A 17,190-nucleotide genomic window follows, 5' to 3' on the forward strand; every position below is an offset into this window, starting at 1 on the left:
AGGCGCATGATATTATTTTCGGCTTCCCCTGTCAAAACCCCGAAACGCCTATTTTCAAGGATTTGCGCCGCCAGCAAGGCTGCACAAGCCTCACCCGCATCGTCCGACAGCCGTTCGCACCCCCTTCGACCATGAAACTCGTACTCGCCTCGACCTCTGCCTATCGTCGCATGCTCCTCGAACGCCTCCAAACGCCGTTCGAGATCGCCAGCCCGAAGGTTGACGAAACCCCCCTGCCGGGCGAAACGCCGCCCGCGACAGCAAACCGCCTCGCGATCGAGAAAGCGCAGGCGGTCGCACTCAATCACACCGACGCCCTCGTGATCGGCAGCGATCAGGTCGCGCACATCGGCGACGAAGTGTTCGGCAAGCCGGGCACCGTCGAGCGCGCCGTCGCCCAGTTGCGTCGCATGAGCGGACAGGCCGTCACCTTTCACACCGCGCTCGCGATCGTCAACACCCGCAGCGGACACGTCCGCAGCGAGAGCGTCCCGACCTTCGTGCGCTTCCGCAATCTCGACGACGACGAGATCCGGCGCTACGTAGACAAGGAACGCCCCCTCGACTGCGCCGGCAGCGCCAAGTCGGAAGGCCTCGGCATCACGCTCCTGGAGTCGCTCTCTGGCGATGATCCGACAGCGCTGATCGGCCTCCCGCTCATCGCACTGTCGCGTCTCCTGCGCGCAGAAGGTATGCAGCTCCCATGAGCGCACAACGCGGCGCCCTGTTTCTCGTACCGGTGAGCCTCGGCGACACGGCGTGCTCGCACATTCTTCCGCACGAGGTGCAGGCGATTGCGCGCCGGCTTTGCCATTTTGTTGTCGAAAATGCCAAGACGGCACGAACGGAACTCAAACGCCTGGAACACCCGGGCCCCTTGCGCGACATCGACATCCAGGTCTTGCCCGAGAAGGACGCCCCGGCGGCACTCGACGCCCTGCTCACCCCGGCACTTCAGGGCCACGATATCGGCCTGATGTCGGAAGCCGGCTGTCCGGCTGTCGCGGACCCCGGGGCACGATTAGTGGCACGCGCGCACGCACGGGGCATCGAGGTGCGACCGCTGGTCGGCCCGTCGTCGATTCTGCTGGCCCTGATGGCCTCGGGCCTGAACGGCCAGAGCTTCGCCTTCAACGGCTATCTGCCCGTTTCCGAACCGGAGCGGGACGGGCGCATCCGGCAACTCGAGGACGAATCGCGCCGCCTGCAGCGCACGCAGATCTTCATTGAAACCCCCTACCGCAACGAGCGGCTGTTCGACGCCCTGCTGGCGAACTGCCGCCCGACGACACGAATGTGTGTTGCGCGCGAGTTGACGACGGACAACGAATGGGTGGGCAGCACGAGCATTGCCGACTGGCGCCGGAATCCCAAGCCCGAATTGGCCAGGCGCCCCACGCTCTTCCTGTTGCTCGCCAGCTGACCCCTCCCCGGGATCAGGCGTTCTCGCGCAGCCACAGGGCGAGCTCAGCGGGAGAGCCAACGATCCCGACAAGCTCCTCGCCCTCCAGCGCCACCCTCGGATGGGCCCCGAAGGCCACGCCTAGCCCGGCCACCCCCGCGTTCCTCGCCATCTGAAGGTCGTGCGTCGTGTCACCGACCATCAGCGTGCGATCCCGGGCGACGCCGAGTTCGTTCATGATTTCCTCCAGCATCGCCGGGTGCGGCTTGGAGAAGCATTCGTCCGCACACCGCGTGCAGTGGAAGAACGCCCCCAGCCCGCTGCACTCGAGTGCGCGACTAAGGCCCAGCCGGCTCTTTCCGGTTGCGACAGCCAGCATCCGCCCTGCCGCGGAGAGCTCCTCGATCATTTCGTACGCACCCGGGAACAGCGACAGCTCGTGATCCCGCGCCAGGTAATGGTAGCGATAGCGCTCGACCATGCGGGGATAGTCGGCCTCGGGCAAATCCGGCACGGCATGGCGGAGCGCGTCGGCCAGCCCCAGTCCGATGACGTAGCGAGCGCGCGCCTCGGACGGCTCCGGCAGATTGAGATCTCGTGACGCTGCCACGATCGCGTTTACGATCGCCGCCGCCGAATCCATGAGGGTTCCGTCCCAGTCGAAAACGATGAGGTCGAAGCGCTTAGCCATTCTTGCGAGACTCTGTTGCATCCAGGTGATCGATGAAGCCCTGCAGCTCGTGGGGAAGCGGCGACTGCAGCACGATCGGCTCCCCGGTAAGCGGATGGGCGAAGGAGAGATAGGCTGCATGGAGGAACATCCGCCTCAGCCCTTCCTGCTCGAGCGCCTTGTTGAGCGGGAAATTGCCGTACTTGTCATCGCCGCACAACGGAAAACCGAGGTGAGCAAGGTGGACACGGATCTGGTGGGTACGGCCCGTCTTGAGTTCCACCTCGAGCAAACTGAAGCGCTGCCAGCGCTTCACGAGCCGCACAACACTATGCGCCTGCTTGCCTTCGCCGCTCACGCGCACGCGCCGCTCACCCTCAGGCGTGAGGTACTTGAACAGCGGCTCCTTCACGTGCTGCAACGGGTTGGCCCACTTGCCGGGCACCAGCGTGAGGTAGCGCTTCTCCACGCGCCCCTCGCGCATCATGTCGTGGAGGGCGGTCAGCGCCGACCGCTTCTTCGCGATGATCAGGAGCCCCGAGGTCTCACGGTCGATGCGATGCGCCAGTTCGAGCATGCGTGCTTCGGGCCGCTGGCTGCGCAATTGCTCAATGACACCGAAGCTCACGCCGCTGCCACCATGCACGGCTTTGCCCGAGGGCTTGTCGACGACCATGAGGGCATCATCCTCGTACACGACGGGCAAAGCCTTGCCGGCTGGCACCACCGCCGGGGTGTTCGATTCCGCGACGCGTACGGGGGGAATCCGCACCTCGTCCCCGAGCGCGAGACGGTAGGTCGGACCGACCCGTCCGCCATTGACACGCACTTCCCCGCTGCGCAGGATCCGATAGACGTGGCTTTTCGGTACCCCCTTGCACACACGCATGAGGTAATTGTCTATCCGCTGACCGGCGACCGAATCATCGACGCGTTCGCGCCGGACCGTCACCGCTTTGCCTTGTGCCATCATCCTGAAATATACTTGCCGCCGGTTAGTCCCGGTTTCATCGACGCCCCTCTCGCACCGATGCGGAGGAAAGCGGTCGACAACGAGCCCCAGAAGAGCTCCCGGACAACCACAACGTGCTGTCGTTGCCGAAAAAGGCATCGATGGTAACGCAATTGACAATCTTCGATCCATTGGATTGAACAAAGACGCGTAACGCACCCGCAGGATCAAGCGTTCCGGCCCCAGGCGGGAATGCATGAACATCGACCAGCCGACCCATCACAGCCCATTACCGACCGGAAAAAAGTAGAAGAACCTACCCGCTCCTGATCACGTAACAAGCGCGATGGTGCGCGCGGTTCGTCCTGCCCGTGGGTTTCGCGCGGGGGAACGAAATCAATGAAGCGCATGCTTTTCAATGCGACGCAGGCCGAGGAACTGCGCGTCGCAATCGTGGATGGTCAGAAACTGATCGACCTCGATATCGAATCGGCCGCCAAGGAACAACGCAAGAGCAATATCTACAAAGCCGTCATCACGCGCATCGAGCCCAGTCTCGAAGCGGCGTTCGTTGATTACGGCTCGGAGCGGCATGGTTTTCTGCCGTTCAAGGAAATATCCCGCTCCTACTTCGCGCCCGGCGTCGATGCTGGCAAGGCGCGCATTCAGGACGCGCTCAAGGAAGGCCAGGAACTCATCGTCCAGGTCGAGAAGGACGAGCGCGGCAACAAGGGCGCGGCCCTGACCACCTACATCTCGCTGGCGGGACGCTACCTGGTCCTGATGCCGAACAACCCCCGTGGGGGTGGCGTTTCGCGGCGCGTCGAGGGTGACGAGCGCAGCGAACTGCGTGAAGTCATGGATCAGCTCGAAGTCCCCCCCGGCATGAGCCTGATCGCGCGCACCGCGGCGATCGGCCGCAACGCCGAGGAACTGCAGTGGGACCTCAACTACCTGCTGCAGTTGTGGCGCGCGATCGACGGTGCCGCGCAGTCGCAGTCTGGCGCGTTCCTGATCTACCAGGAAGGCAGCCTCGTGATTCGCGCAATCCGCGACTACTTCCAGCCGGACATCGGCGAGATCCTGATCGACACCGATGACGTGTACGAGCAGGCCCTCCAGTTCATGGCCCATGTGATGCCGGCCAACGTCAATCGCGTGAAGCGGTACAACGACGATGTGCCGCTGTTCTCGCGCTTTCAGATCGAGCATCAGATCGAGTCCGCCTACTCGCGCCAGGTGAGCCTGCCCAGCGGCGGCGCGGTCGTGATCGACCATACCGAAGCCCTCGTCTCCATCGACGTAAACTCCGGCCGCTCGACCAAGGGCGCGGATATCGAGGAAACGGCCTTCCGCACCAACCTCGAGGCGGCCGAAGAAATTGCACGCCAGCTCCGTCTGCGAGACCTCGGCGGCCTGATCGTCATCGACTTCATCGACATGGAGTCGCAGAAGAATCAGCGCGAGGTCGAGAACCGCCTGCGTGACGCGCTGCGCCACGACCGCGCGCGCGTCCAGACCGGCAAGATCAGCCGCTTCGGCCTGCTTGAGCTTTCGCGCCAACGCCTGCGCCCCGCGCTGGCGGAAACGAGCTACATCCCCTGCCCGCGCTGCAACGGCACCGGCCACATCCGCAGCACGGAATCGTCCGCGCTGCACATCCTGCGCATCCTCGAAGAGGAAGCGATGAAGGAAAACACCGGCGCAGTGCATCTGCAGGTGCCGGTGGATGTCGCAACCTTCCTCCTCAACGAGAAGCGTTCGGACATTGCACACATCGAGTACCGGCACAAGATCCAGCTGATCATCATTCCCAACCGCCACCTCGAGACGCCGCACCACGAGATCATCCGCCTGCGCCACGACCAGCTGAATCTGGAAGAACTGGCACTCGCCAGCTACCAGATGGTCGGCAAGCCCGCAGAAGTCGACCTGCGCCTGCCGACGAAGGACGACAAGAAGCCGGCCCGCGCCGAAGCCGTAGTGAAGGGCATCGCCCCTGCGCAGCCCGCGCCGGTGGTGGAGCCTAAGCCCGAGCCTGCTGCCGCTCCGGCTGCCGAGCCTGGCCTGTTTGCGCGCCTCTTTGCGTGGCTGCGCGGCGAGAAGACGACCCCGGCTCCGCAACCCGCGGAAGAAGCACAGTCGAAGCGCGAGGCGCGTCCCCGCGGCGAACGCGGGGAGAATCGCCGCGGCGGCAACAACCGCAACCGCCGTGAAGGCCAGCGCGCCGAACGTGAGGAACCTTCGCAGCCCACCCGCAGCAACGGCAGAGGCGAACAACGGCAAGAGCGCCAGGAGCGTACCGAACGGGCCGAGCGTCCCGAACGGGCGGAACGCCAGGAACGCGCCGAACGCGCAGAGCGTCCCGAAGCTGCGGAGCGCAGCGAAGGCCGCCGGCAGCGCGGACCGCGCCAGCCCAAGCCTGTCGAGGCCGTCGAAAACGCAGCCGAACAACAAGTCGTAGAGGCCGTCGCAGTAACCGGCGTGACCGAAACGGCCGCACCGACGGGCGAGGAAGGCACGCCGGAGAAGCGCCGCCGCCGCAGCCGCGGTCGCCGGGACCGTCGCCCAGGCGAAGACCAGGGAATTGCGGCCGCAGCGGGAGTCGGCAGTGAGACCCTCGAAGAGGCAATGGCAGGCGAAACCGCACAGGCGGAGCCGGCCCCGCGAGCGGTCGAGGCGACAACAGCCGCAACCGCCGAACCTTCCCGCGAGGTGATCACTGTCGCCGAAACCGAGGCGCCGCTGCCTGTCGTCGCCAGCACAGCGGAAGCGGTGCCTGCCGAGGTCGAAGAAGCGCCCATGCCTGTTCGTGCAATCGCAGCGGCAGCACCCGCCGAGGCGGTAGCCGATGCCGCACCGACCGTCGAGGAAATAGCGACAATCGAAGCGGCGCCGACGGCACAAACCGAAGAGGCGCCAGCCGAAGTCGTCGCACCGGCAGAGGAAGCCGCTGTGGCGCCCGCGGCGGCGCTTGCCGAAGCCGTGCAACCGACTCCAGTGGAAGCCGAGGCAGCCCCCCTAGTCGTCGAGCAGGCCGCCACGGCCGAGGCGCAGGAAATCGCGCACGCGCCGTCCGCACCGATCGATCTCGGCAGCTCGCTGGCGGAGAGTGGCCTCGTGATGATCGAAACGAGCAGCGAAAAGGTCCAGGCCTTCACCGAGTCCCATGCCGATGAGGCACCTGCCCGTCCGCTTGGCCGGCGTCCGCGGCCTTCGCTCGTGATCACCGACGAGCCGCTGCAGCAGGTTGAAACCCAAAAACCGCACTGATCAGCAGCGACAAGCGGAAAGGAAGGGGCGCCCACCGGGCGCCCCTTTTTCATTTCAGGCGGTCACACGAGGATCGTTCAGCGCGACGACCTCAGCACGTCGACGAGCCCCCCGATCGCATCTTCACAGTAGTCGAGTACCAGATCGAACCCGCGCTCGCCGCCGTAATAGGGATCGGGCACTTCGTCAGCCTTGAAGCGGCGTGCGTAGCTCATGAAGAGCCTGACCTTGCCGCGATGCTCGTCGGGACAGTTTCGCTTCATGATCTCAAGGTGCCCGGTGTCCATCGCGAGCAACAGGTCGAAGGCCTCGAAGTCCGCCGGTTCGAGTTTTCGCGCCCGCAACATCGAAAGATCGTAGCCGCGCTTCTTGGCCGCCTTGCGCGTGCGCGGATCGGGCGCCTCACCGACGTGATAGCCGTGCGTCCCGGCCGATTCGACCTCGATCACCCCGTCGAGCCCCGCCGCGCGGATGGCATGCCGCGCCACACCTTCGGCAGTAGGGGATCTGCAGATGTTGCCGGTACATACGAACAGGATTTTCGTCACGACGTCACCTCTCAGGCCTCCCCATGCTGGTCCGCGCCGAACGCGCGCTGGCGCAGCCTGAACAATTCGTCCCGGGCTGCTGCAGCCTTTTCGAATTCGAGGTTGCGGGCATGTTCCTGCATTTCCTTCTCGAGTTTCCGGATCGCCTTCGCGACGGACTTCTCGTCCATCGCGAAATATTCGGCCCGCGCCTCCTGCGCTACATTCGCATTGCGCTCGTCGCTGCTCGAGTAGACGCCGTCGATGATGTCCTTGATGCGCTTGGTCACCGACTTCGGGACGATACCGTGTTCGGCGTTGAACGCGAGCTGCTTTGCCCGACGTCGCTCGGTCTCGTCCATCGCGGCGCGCATCGAGCGCGTCACCACGTCCGCGTATAGGATCGCGCGGCCGTGGATATGCCGTGCGGCCCGCCCGATCGTCTGGATCAGCGAGCGCTCGGAACGCAGGAAACCTTCCTTGTCCGCGTCCAGAATCGCCACAAGAGACACCTCGGGAATATCCAGACCTTCGCGCAGCAGGTTGATGCCCACCAGCACATCGAACTCCCCGAGACGCAGATCGCGGATAATCTCGACACGCTCGACCGTGTCGATGTCGGAATGCAGGTAACGCACGCGAATGCCGTTTTCGGCAAGATAATCGGTGAGGTCCTCCGCCATCCGCTTCGTCAGCGTCGTTACCAGCACGCGCTCACCCACGGCAATACGGCGCTTGGCCTGGGACAGCAGGTCGTCGACCTGAGTGCTTGCGGACCTGACCTCCACCGCGGGGTCGATCAGCCCCGTGGGGCGGACGACCTGCTCGACGACTTGCGCCTGGTGCGTCGCCTCGTAATTCGCAGGCGTCGCGGACACGAAGATCGTCTGCGGCATCAGGCGCTCGAATTCCTCGAACTTCAGCGGCCGGTTGTCGAGTGCCGACGGCATACGGAATCCGTATTCGACGAGGTTCTCCTTACGCGAACGGTCACCCTTGTACATGCCGCCCACCTGCGGAATCGCCACGTGCGACTCATCGACGAACAGCAACGCGTCCGGCGGCAGATAGTCGATCAGCGTCGGCGGCGGCTCGCCTGGGCCGCGCCCCGACAAATGGCGCGAGTAGTTCTCGATGCCCTTGCAGAACCCCATCTCGTTGAGCATCTCCAGATCGAAGCGCGTGCGCTGCTCGATGCGCTGAGCTTCCACCAGCTTACCCGCGCGCTGAAAATCACTGACTCGATCGCGCAGCTCATCCTTGATCGCCTCGATCGCCTGCAGCACCGTCGCGCGCGGAGTAACGTAGTGGCTGGACGGGTAAACGGTAAAGCGGACGAGCTTCTGCTTCAGGTGCCCGGTAAGGGGGTCGAACAACGTCAGATGCTCGATCTCGTCGTCGAACATCTCGATCCGCACCGCATACTCGGCATTCTCCGCCGGAAACACGTCGATCACGTCGCCGCGCACACGGAAGGTCCCGCGCCGGAAGTCGATGTCGGAGCGGGTGTACTGCATCGCCACGAGTCGCTGCACGAGGTCGCGATGGGCAATGCGCTCGCCCTCACGCAGATGCAGGATCATCGCATGGTAATCGACCGGGTCGCCGATACCGTAGATGCACGACACCGTCGCGACGATCACCACGTCGCGCCGCTCCATCAGGCTCTTCGTTGCCGACAGGCGCATCTGCTCGATGTGCTCGTTGATGCTTGAATCCTTCTCGATGAAGAGATCGCGCGACGGAACATAGGCTTCCGGCTGGTAGTAGTCGTAGTACGAGACAAAATATTCGACGGCGTTCTCGGGAAAGAACTCCCGGAATTCGGCGTACAACTGCGCGGCTAGCGTCTTGTTCGGCGCCAGCACCAGGGCGGGTCGGCCGCAGCGCGCAATGACGTTCGCCATCGTGTAGGTCTTGCCCGAGCCGGTCACGCCGAGCAGGGTCTGGAACATCAGGCCGTCGGACACCCCCTCGGTCAGCAGATCGATCGCTGCCGGCTGGTCGCCCGCGGGCGCAAAAGGCTGATGGAGTCTGAACGGACTCCCTTCGAAAGTCACCACCGGAACACTGTCCGTCGAACTCGTCATGCTAGAATTTCCGGCTGTTTCAAGCGCTTGCCCGTTTGTTGCGATAGACGAAACAGAGTCGGGCAAATGCGCATTATTTCGCAAAACTCGGCTCAAGGCACGGCAGGATGGACCGTCACCAACGCGACAGGTTCAGTCCCCCGACGCCCCCCGCCCAACCTGGAGTTGTTTAATGCCCGCTTCGATCTTCGCCGCCGTCGAGATGGCACCCCGTGACCCGATCCTCGGACTGAACGAGGCCTTCATCGCCGACGGGCGCACTGAGAAGGTGAACCTCGGCGTCGGCGTCTACTATGACGACAACGGCAAGATTCCGCTGCTCGCAGCTGTGAAGACGGCCGAGAAGTCGCGTCTCGAAGCGATGCCGCCGCGCGGCTACCAGCCGATCGAAGGCCCCGCGGCATACAACACCGCCGTGCAGAACCTGCTCTTCGGCAAGGATTCGGCCCTCATCGCCAACGGCCAGGTCGTCACCGTCCAGGCATTGGGCGGCACGGGCGCGCTGAAGGTCGGCGCCGACTACCTCAAGCGCCTGGTCCCCGGCGCAACCGTCTACATCTCGGATCCCAGCTGGGAAAACCACCGCGCGCTGTTCGAGTCCGCCGGCTTCCCGGTCGAGAACTATCCGTACTACGAGCCAAGCACCCGCGGCGTGAACTTCGCCGGCATGAAGGTCAAGCTCGAACAGCTCGCCCCGGGCTCTGTCGTCGTGCTGCACGCCTGCTGCCATAACCCGACGGGGGCCGATCTGACCGAAGCCCAGTGGGGCGAGGTCGTCGGTGCATGCCGCGAACGCGGCCTTGTGCCCTTCCTCGACATGGCCTACCAAGGATTCGCCGACGGCATCGAGCCGGACGCGGTCGCCGTGCGCCTGTTCTCCGCCAGTGGTCTGCAATTCTTCGTTTCGAGCTCGTTCTCGAAGTCGTTCTCGCTTTACGGCGAGCGCGTGGGCGCCCTGTCGATCGTCACCGCGAACAAGGACGAGTCGGCCCGCGTGCTGTCGCAGGTCAAGCGCGTGATTCGCACCAACTACTCCAATCCGCCGATCCATGGCGGCGCCATCGTCGCGGCAGTGCTGAATTCGGCCGAACTGCGTCAGATGTGGGAAGACGAACTGGCCGGCATGCGCGACCGCATCCGCGCGATGCGTACCGGGCTGGTCGAAAACCTGAAGGCGGCCGGCGTCGCGCAGGACTTCTCGTTCGTGATCCAGCAGCGCGGCATGTTCTCCTACACCGGCCTGTCGGCCGCGCAGGTCGAACAGCTCAGGAACGACTTCGGCATCTACGCCGTGTCGACTGGCCGCATTTGCCTCGCCGCCCTCAACTCGCGCAACATCGGCTACGTCGCGAAGGCGATTGCCACGGTCGTGAAGGCTTAAGAATCCGCGCAAGCAATATTGACGCATAGCCGTGCGCTACCTATAATGCGCGGCTCAATTCCCCGATAGCTCAGTTGGTAGAGCAACGGACTGTTAATCCGTGTGTCCCTGGTTCGAGCCCAGGTCGGGGAGCCAAAATTTGGCTCCTGCAGCATCCTGCATGAGCAGACGATACCGATCCCCGATAGCTCAGTTGGTAGAGCAACGGACTGTTAATCCGTGTGTCCCTGGTTCGAGCCCAGGTCGGGGAGCCAGTAAAGCCAAGTAGATGGGCCACCTTTCGAGGTGGCCCATTTGCTTTGCGGGTTTGAGGCATGCCTCCTCCCAACCGCCAGCATCGTCGCACGCGATCACATCAACCCCATCGGAACCTCATTCCTGGCCGCTCTCATGCCGCCGTCGGAAGCGGGCGTGCCGAACTTCGCTGCCGTGATCGAACGCATGTTTCGCCACGATCATCGCGCTGAGGGCCGCGGCGACCTTGTGATTGACCGTCTCCCGCGGCATTACGCCCTTGGCGTCCGCAACCCCTGCCGACAACCCGGTCAGGATCTCCATCGCCTCATCCACGGTAGCGACGGCATGGAGGTGGAACCGGCCTTCGTGCGCAGCCACGACAACGTCTTCGCGTAACATGAGATGCCGTACGCTCGCCTGCGGAATGACAACTCCCTGCTCACCGGTCAATCCGCGCGCGACGCACAGATCGAAGAATCCCTCGATCTTCTCGTTCACACCCCCGATCGCCTGGACCTCGCCGAACTGATTGACCGACCCGGTCACCGCGAAGGTTTGACGAATCGGAACCTGCGCCAGCGCAGACATCAAGGCGCAGAGTTCAGCCAGTGACGCGGAATCACCCTCCACCGGCGAATACGACTGTTCGAACACGAGACTGGCCGACAGGGACAGGGGCTGATGGCGCGCATAGCGGGCGCCAAGAAACGCGGAGAGGATCAGAACCCCCTTGGAATGGATCGCCCCACCGAGCTCGGTTTCACGCTCGATATCGACGACATCTCCCTCCCCGAGTCGCACCGTCGCCGTAATGCGCATCGGATGGCCGAACTGCTCGCCAGCAAGCTCGACCACAACCAGCGCATTGATCTGGCCGCAGCGCGCGCCGTTGGTGGAAATGAGCGTCGTGCCGTCGATCATCGACTCAAGAACCCGCTCGGCATAGCGTCCGAATCGCCGCGAGCGGGATGCGATCGCCGCATCCACCTGCGAACAACCGACGGTAGGCAACTGCGAGGCGCGCGCATGGAAATCCGCCTCGCGCATCACGTCCGCCAGCAATCGCGTCTGCAGGCTGAGGCGACCGGCATGCTCGGCCAGGCGCGCGCCATGCTCAACAAGACGCGCAATGCCTGTCCGGTCGAACGGCAACAGGTCCGACGCCCGCCCGAGCATCGCGAGCAACGCCGCATAACGAACGACATTGGCGTCGCTGCGCGGCATATCCTCGTCGAAGTCGGCGGCCACCTTGAATAACTCGGGAAAATCAGGGTCGTTTTCAGTTAGCAGGTAGAACAACTCGCGGTCGCCGACCAGAATCACCTTGACGTCGCACGGAATGGATTCCGGCTCCAGGGTCAGCATGTTGCTCCACCCCTGAGCCTCCGACGGCGGCTCGATACGGATCTCGCGGGCGCGAAGCGCACGTTTCAATCCCTCCCACGCGAACGGCTGTGTCAGGATGCGTTCGACGTCGACCACCAGATAGCCGCCACATGCCCGATGCAGGGCGCCGGGACGGATCAGGCTGAAATTGGTCACGAGCGTGCCCATCTGGGAGATATGCTCGATACGCCCGATCAGGTTGCCAAAGGTCGGATTGTCCTCACAGATGACCGGCGCACCGCGCGTCGCGGAGTGATCGACCATCAGCTTGACCTGGTAACGGTGGAATTTCGTGCGCGCTTCGTCCTCCGCCCCATCGCCCTCTTCCCCCTCCTGAGCGGCCCAGTCGCTTCCACTCTCGAGGATCTCCTTCCTGATCGCATCGAAAAACGCTAGCACCGCAGGAAGGTCGGCATAGCGCTCCCGCAGCTCGCGCATCAAATGCGAAACTGCCGGCGTCAGTGCATCGCACGCCGCGCGCTTCATCGCCTCGTGAAGCTCTTTCCGCCACCCCGGAAACTGCTCGAGCAGATCGGCCAGTCGATCGCCCCAGGCACCCACCTTCTTCTCCACCGCGGCCCGTATTTCAGGTGCCAGGGCTTCGAAATCCTCGGGAGACATGGTCTGCCCGTCTTTCGTGGGCGCGAACACGAAGCCGTCCGGCGTTTGCAACAGCGACACCCCATCGGCCGCACATGCCTCGCCCAATTCATGCAGTGCGCCGTCTTCCCGCGTCTTGTGGGCATCTTGCAGCGATTCGATGCGGCTGCTGTAGGTCTCGCTGGCGAGCGCCGTCTCGATTGCCGGACCGAGATCGGCGATGAACGCCTGCATGTCGGCCCGCAATGCTGCCCCACGCCCGGCCGTCAGCGTGAGGAGCCGGGGGCGCTGCGGATCGTCGAAATTGTGCAGATAACACAGGTCTGGCGGGACCGCGCCGCAAGCGGAGAACTCACGCAGCAGGCGAAACACCGTTGCATGCCGGCCGGTTCCCGGCTCGCCGAGCACGAACACATGGTAGCCGGGTTGGCGCATCGCGAGACCGAAACGCAATGCCTCCTCTGCCCGCCCCTGCCCGACTCCGCCCGGCAGATCGGGAAGGTTTGCCGTATCCGCAAAATCGAAGATCTCTGGTGCGCAACGGATACGGAGACGGTCCGCTGCGAGTGGGCGCAGGTCGGCCATATTGTTGTTCTCCCGATACCGCGATGAAAACGGGGCGTCCGGATAAACGGCCGCCCCGTCATGATTCCCTCACCCACCCTTGCGGGCAAGCGTCGTCAGCGGATCCCCCGACGGGAGAGATCGCCCCAACGGGTGTCGTGGTTTCCGACATCGTTCTCGAACTGCGGGAAGCGCCGGTCGTGCTCCATCAGCAGCGACATGATGGTTCCCGCATGCTCGGGCGGAAACCCCTGACGCCCCCCGCCACGGGTGTCGGTCATCAGCAGGAAAATGAACTTGCGACACTCCGCCGTCCCCCACATCCCGTCTATCTTGTGAAGATGCGGAAAACGCTCGTAAAGTTTTTCGGTCGAAGTTTCTGTAACTCTTGTCGTCATCGCAAATCCCCCGAAAGGGCTACATGCAATCGCCGGGAGTTTAATACTTTTGGCTCATATCAACGAACCCGCTTCCACGCTACTGTGCCAACTACGGCGGCGGTCTGCAAGAAAGACGGACGCCGGCGCCTCGCGCGAAGTGATTTCCGGTATTGCCTTCAGCCGAAACCACCTGTTTAACTATCGTGTAAATAGACATCAGAACTCAGCCACAGTTTGCCCGACACCCGCAACATGCAGCATTTGAGGCCATTTCAGCCAGTCATCCGATGAAATCGATCCCGATCTACCCCGCCAGCGGGACGCTGCCGCTCGCCACCGACGAGCCCCCACCTGCGGGCGCCCCCCTTCTGGACAAACGCGGCCGCACTGTCCACGACCTGCGCATCTCGGTCACGGACCGCTGCAACTTCCGTTGCATCTACTGCATGCCGCGTGAGGTCTTCGACGCCGACCACGCCTTCCTCGCCCGCAAGGAGTTGCTGTCGTTCGAGGAGATCACGCGCGTTGCCCGGCTCTTCGCAGCCCGCGGCGTGCGCAAGATCCGCATCACCGGCGGCGAACCCCTGCTGCGCAAGCACGTCGAGAATCTCATCGCCCAACTTGCCGAGATCCCCGACGTCGAACTTACGCTGACTACCAACGGCGTACTACTACCTAAAATGGCCCACGTGCTGCGAGCAGCCGGCCTGCATCGCGTGACCGTGAGCCTGGACGCGATCGATGACGCAACGTTCCGCAAAATGAACGACGCCGACTACCCGGTTTCGGCCGTCCTCAAGGGAATCGCCGCAGCGGAAGACGCCGGATTCGGTCCGATCAAGGTCAACATGGTCGTCAAACGCGGCGTCAACGACCATGGCGTGATCGACATGGCACGCCATTTCCGCGGCACGGGTCACATCCTGCGTTTCATCGAATTCATGGACGTCGGCAGCTCGAACGGATGGGAGATGAGTGCAGTAGTCCCATCCCGCGAGATCATCGAGCGGATTCATCAGGTATTTCCCGTCGAACAGATCGAGCCCAACTACTCCGGCGAGGTTGCGGAGCGCTGGCGCTACAGCGACGGCGGCGGCGAGCTCGGTGTCATCTCGTCGGTGACACAGGCCTTCTGCTCGACCTGCACCCGCATCCGCCTGTCGACCGAGGGCAAGCTCTACACCTGCCTCTTCGCACAGAGCGGCCATGACCTGCGCACCCTGTTGCGCGCCGGGGCGAGCGATTCCGAACTCGATCAAGCCATCGCAGCCGTCTGGCAGCACCGCGAGGATCGCTATTCGGAAATCCGCACCGCCAACACGGCCGGTCTGCGAAAGATTGAAATGTCGTACATCGGCGGCTGAATACCCGCCGGCCCAAGAGGGTCCGAATCTTGCTTGATTAGACGGTTCCGCGAGTCCCCTGATGCAAGGGCTCCCGCGGTGCTCGTTCAAATATTGCGCATTGCCACGACCAGCCGGGATCGCGCACGACAAGATGACTCTCAGCACTCCGAATACCTCGACATACGCAACGTCACCACGACGGGCAATTGCACTCCTTGCTCTCGCAGGCGTCACATGCCTGATCGCAAGCGGCTGTTCAACGTCCGACGCTCCCGACAAGAGAAGCGCGAAGGAATACCAGCTTGCATGGCCTGAACCGCCAAACGAAGCGCGCTTCGTGTACGAAGCTCATCTACGGTCAGAAATTAACGTCCGCCCCGAGACGGACGATGGTCAGACGAGAAAGATGCTTACCGGCAAGGGTTCGGTATCGGAAGAACTTGTCTACCGCAAACCCGCAGCCCTCGCAGCCCGCAACGGACGCATCTACGTTGCCGACCCCCCGACTGGTGCTGTCGTCGTCTTCGACGCCGCCCGTCAGCGCTTGTTTCGAATGGGCATCCGCGAACCGAACAACGTCGTCAAGCCCGTTTCGATTGCAATCGACGACAAGAATTTTGTTTACGTCCTCGACGGCAAACTGCGCAAGGTGATGGTCTTTGACTCCCTCGGGCTTTTCCAGTTTGCCGTCGGCGCTCCGAATGCCCTCGTTCAGCCCTCGGGAGTCGCCGTCAGCGCCGACGGAAAGAAGATCTTCATCGTCGATCGAGGCAGTTTCGACGGCGACGATCACAAGATAATTGCTTATTCGCCCGACAACGCAGAACTCTTCCGGCTTGGTCCCCGTGGATCGGAACCTGGCGAGCTCAACATTCCCTTGGCGGCGACAACGACACCGGATGGACGGCTCGCGGTTCTTGATTCCGGGAATTTTCGAGTGCAAATCTTCGACCTGAACGGCAAGTATCAATCCCACTTCGGTAGCGTGGGGAATGGCTACGGGCAGCTTTCACGACCACGCAGCATCGCGTCGGACCGGGACGGTAACCTCTATGTCTCCGATGCATCGTTCAACAACGTCCAGATCTTCACCGGGACAGGTGAATTGCTCATGTGGGTCGGGGGACCGGGAATGGAGAACTACCCCGGGAAGTTCGGCCTGATCGCAGGCATTGCGGTTGATGAGACCGGGCGACTCTACATCGCGGACCACTACCACCAGAAGGTCGAGGTCTACAGGCGTGCCGACAAGCAGCAAACGCCAAGCACAGAACAAAACCTTACCAGCAAGTAGCAAGACTCAGACGCCCGGGCGCGACAAGCCGATTGCAGGCATTCTTTTTGCATACCATTGCAACAACAACAACTCCAGATGCTCAAGACACTATGAACAAGAAAATCGGTGCAGCGCTGATCATCGCATTGGGTACGTTCGCATTAGGACCTGTCCTGGCCGGAAACGACCGATTAAGCGAGTTCTCGAATCAGGGCACGATCGGCAACACCCGCCACAACTTGACCCAGCGGCCAACTGACGGTAGCACCGCGATCAATGCTGGCATGATGGAGGCGTACCGGAACGACTACCAGCAGGTGTGCGTCTACTGCCACACGCCACACGCGGCGAACACCAATATCAATGCGCCCCTGTGGAACCGCACGGTTCGCACGACGACCTACACCCTCTACACGCAACAAACGCTCTCGCAGGACACGACCCAGCCAGGACCGAACTCGCTGACCTGTCTGTCCTGCCATGACGGCCAGACTGCGGTCGACTCGATCGTCAACATGCCGGGCTCAGGCGGCTACAACGGTGCGCTGGCGCTGAACCCCTCCGCAGGAACCATGGAATCATTGCTGGACACATGGCGACTGAACGGTGGCGACCCGACGGCGGTTACGCACCAGGGTCTGAACTCGGACCCCAACAGCGAAACCAGCTGTCTCGGCTGCCACTCGCCCGGGAAGACCTCTGCAGCCACGGACTTCACTGTCTTTGCGCTGGGTACCGACCTCACCAACGACCATCCGGTCGGCGTCAAACTCCCTGCCGGCAGCGATTGGAACGTCCCTTCGGGCACCTTCCAGAACATCCGGTTCTTCGACAAGGACGGCGACAACCGGCCCGACAAGGACGAACTGCGCTTCTACGACTCCGGCGACGGCTTCGAAGTCGAATGCGCTTCCTGCCACGACCCCCACGGCGTGCCGGGCACGACCTCGAAGTTCCTACCGACGTTCCTGCGTGTAACGGCAGACGGTAGCCAGATTTGCCTGACGTGCCACGTGAAGTAAGGCAGATCGTCCGGGACTACGAGAGAGGCGCCGCAAGGCGCCTTTCTCATTTTTAGAAACCATTTTACAAATATTGTCTTTGAA

At 63.0% G+C, this 17,190-nt stretch carries 13 protein-coding genes and 2 tRNA genes; 9 read left to right on the forward strand and 6 right to left on the reverse strand.

Going from position 1 to position 17,190, the window contains the following annotated elements; all coding sequences use genetic code 11:
* The first annotated feature begins 131 nt into the window (after positions 1–131).
* Entirely contained in the window at positions 132–707 is a 576-nt protein-coding gene (locus AzCIB_RS13910) for a Maf family protein (RefSeq protein WP_050416442.1), read from the forward strand.
* On the forward strand, positions 704–1,423 hold the full coding sequence (locus AzCIB_RS13915) for an SAM-dependent methyltransferase (protein ID WP_050416443.1): 720 nt from the start codon (positions 704–706) through the stop codon (positions 1,421–1,423). The genes AzCIB_RS13910 and AzCIB_RS13915 overlap by 4 nt, the downstream gene beginning before the upstream one ends.
* 13 nt (positions 1,424–1,436) lie before the next feature.
* Here AzCIB_RS13915 and AzCIB_RS13920 read toward each other — a convergent pair whose 3' ends face one another.
* Positions 1,437–2,093, reverse strand: coding sequence for an HAD-IA family hydrolase (locus tag AzCIB_RS13920; RefSeq protein WP_050416444.1), 657 nt, complete (start codon positions 2,091–2,093; stop codon positions 1,437–1,439).
* On the reverse strand, positions 2,086–3,045 hold the full coding sequence (locus tag AzCIB_RS13925) for an RluA family pseudouridine synthase (RefSeq protein ID WP_050416445.1): 960 nt from the start codon (positions 3,043–3,045) through the stop codon (positions 2,086–2,088). Before AzCIB_RS13925 ends, AzCIB_RS13920 begins: the two co-directional genes overlap by 8 nt.
* Before the next feature lie 378 nt (positions 3,046–3,423).
* Between AzCIB_RS13925 and AzCIB_RS13930 the strand changes: the two genes are divergently transcribed.
* On the forward strand, positions 3,424–6,297 hold the full coding sequence (locus tag AzCIB_RS13930; RefSeq protein WP_050416446.1) for an Rne/Rng family ribonuclease: 2,874 nt from the start codon (positions 3,424–3,426) through the stop codon (positions 6,295–6,297).
* A gap of 77 nt (positions 6,298–6,374) precedes the next feature.
* Here AzCIB_RS13930 and AzCIB_RS13935 read toward each other — a convergent pair whose 3' ends face one another.
* Complete coding sequence (locus AzCIB_RS13935) at positions 6,375–6,845, reverse strand: low molecular weight protein-tyrosine-phosphatase (RefSeq protein ID WP_050416447.1); 471 nt, start codon at positions 6,843–6,845, stop codon at positions 6,375–6,377.
* Between the two features lie 11 nt (positions 6,846–6,856).
* Complete coding sequence (gene uvrB, locus AzCIB_RS13940) at positions 6,857–8,914, reverse strand: excinuclease ABC subunit UvrB (RefSeq protein ID WP_050416448.1); 2,058 nt, start codon at positions 8,912–8,914, stop codon at positions 6,857–6,859.
* A 172-nt stretch (positions 8,915–9,086) separates the two neighbouring features.
* Between uvrB and AzCIB_RS13945 the strand changes: the two genes are divergently transcribed.
* From AzCIB_RS13945 to AzCIB_RS13955, 3 genes are all read left to right on the forward strand, one after another.
* Complete coding sequence (locus tag AzCIB_RS13945) at positions 9,087–10,295, forward strand: amino acid aminotransferase (protein WP_050416449.1); 1,209 nt, start codon at positions 9,087–9,089, stop codon at positions 10,293–10,295.
* Between the two features lie 59 nt (positions 10,296–10,354).
* A tRNA-Asn gene (locus tag AzCIB_RS13950) sits at positions 10,355–10,430 on the forward strand.
* A gap of 43 nt (positions 10,431–10,473) precedes the next feature.
* A tRNA-Asn gene (locus tag AzCIB_RS13955) sits at positions 10,474–10,549 on the forward strand.
* A 118-nt stretch (positions 10,550–10,667) separates the two neighbouring features.
* Here AzCIB_RS13955 and AzCIB_RS13960 read toward each other — a convergent pair.
* Both AzCIB_RS13960 and AzCIB_RS13965 read right to left on the reverse strand, forming a co-directional pair.
* The gene (locus tag AzCIB_RS13960) at positions 10,668–13,103 is read right to left on the reverse strand and encodes a Lon protease family protein (RefSeq protein ID WP_050416450.1); all 2,436 of its coding nucleotides are present in this window, start codon (positions 13,101–13,103) and stop codon (positions 10,668–10,670) included.
* Between the two features lie 95 nt (positions 13,104–13,198).
* Positions 13,199–13,405 carry a hypothetical protein gene (locus tag AzCIB_RS13965; RefSeq protein ID WP_232299225.1) on the reverse strand — a complete coding sequence of 69 codons (207 nt, stop codon included), beginning with the start codon at positions 13,403–13,405 and terminating at the stop codon, positions 13,199–13,201.
* A gap of 344 nt (positions 13,406–13,749) precedes the next feature.
* Here AzCIB_RS13965 and moaA point away from each other — a divergent pair, with 344 nt between their 5' ends.
* The 3 genes from moaA to AzCIB_RS13980 all read left to right on the forward strand — a co-directional run bounded on the left by moaA (position 13,750) and on the right by AzCIB_RS13980 (position 17,106).
* The gene (moaA, locus tag AzCIB_RS13970) at positions 13,750–14,826 is read left to right on the forward strand and encodes a GTP 3',8-cyclase MoaA (protein ID WP_050416452.1); all 1,077 of its coding nucleotides are present in this window, start codon (positions 13,750–13,752) and stop codon (positions 14,824–14,826) included.
* Between the two features lie 388 nt (positions 14,827–15,214).
* Complete coding sequence (locus AzCIB_RS13975; RefSeq protein ID WP_050416453.1) at positions 15,215–16,102, forward strand: NHL repeat-containing protein; 888 nt, start codon at positions 15,215–15,217, stop codon at positions 16,100–16,102.
* A gap of 92 nt (positions 16,103–16,194) precedes the next feature.
* Complete coding sequence (locus AzCIB_RS13980) at positions 16,195–17,106, forward strand: cytochrome c3 family protein (RefSeq protein WP_050416454.1); 912 nt, start codon at positions 16,195–16,197, stop codon at positions 17,104–17,106.
* Positions 17,107–17,190 lie beyond the last annotated feature (84 nt).

It is taken from the genome of Azoarcus sp. CIB (genome assembly GCF_001190925.1).
In the GTDB taxonomy this organism is placed as follows: domain Bacteria; phylum Pseudomonadota; class Gammaproteobacteria; order Burkholderiales; family Rhodocyclaceae; genus Aromatoleum.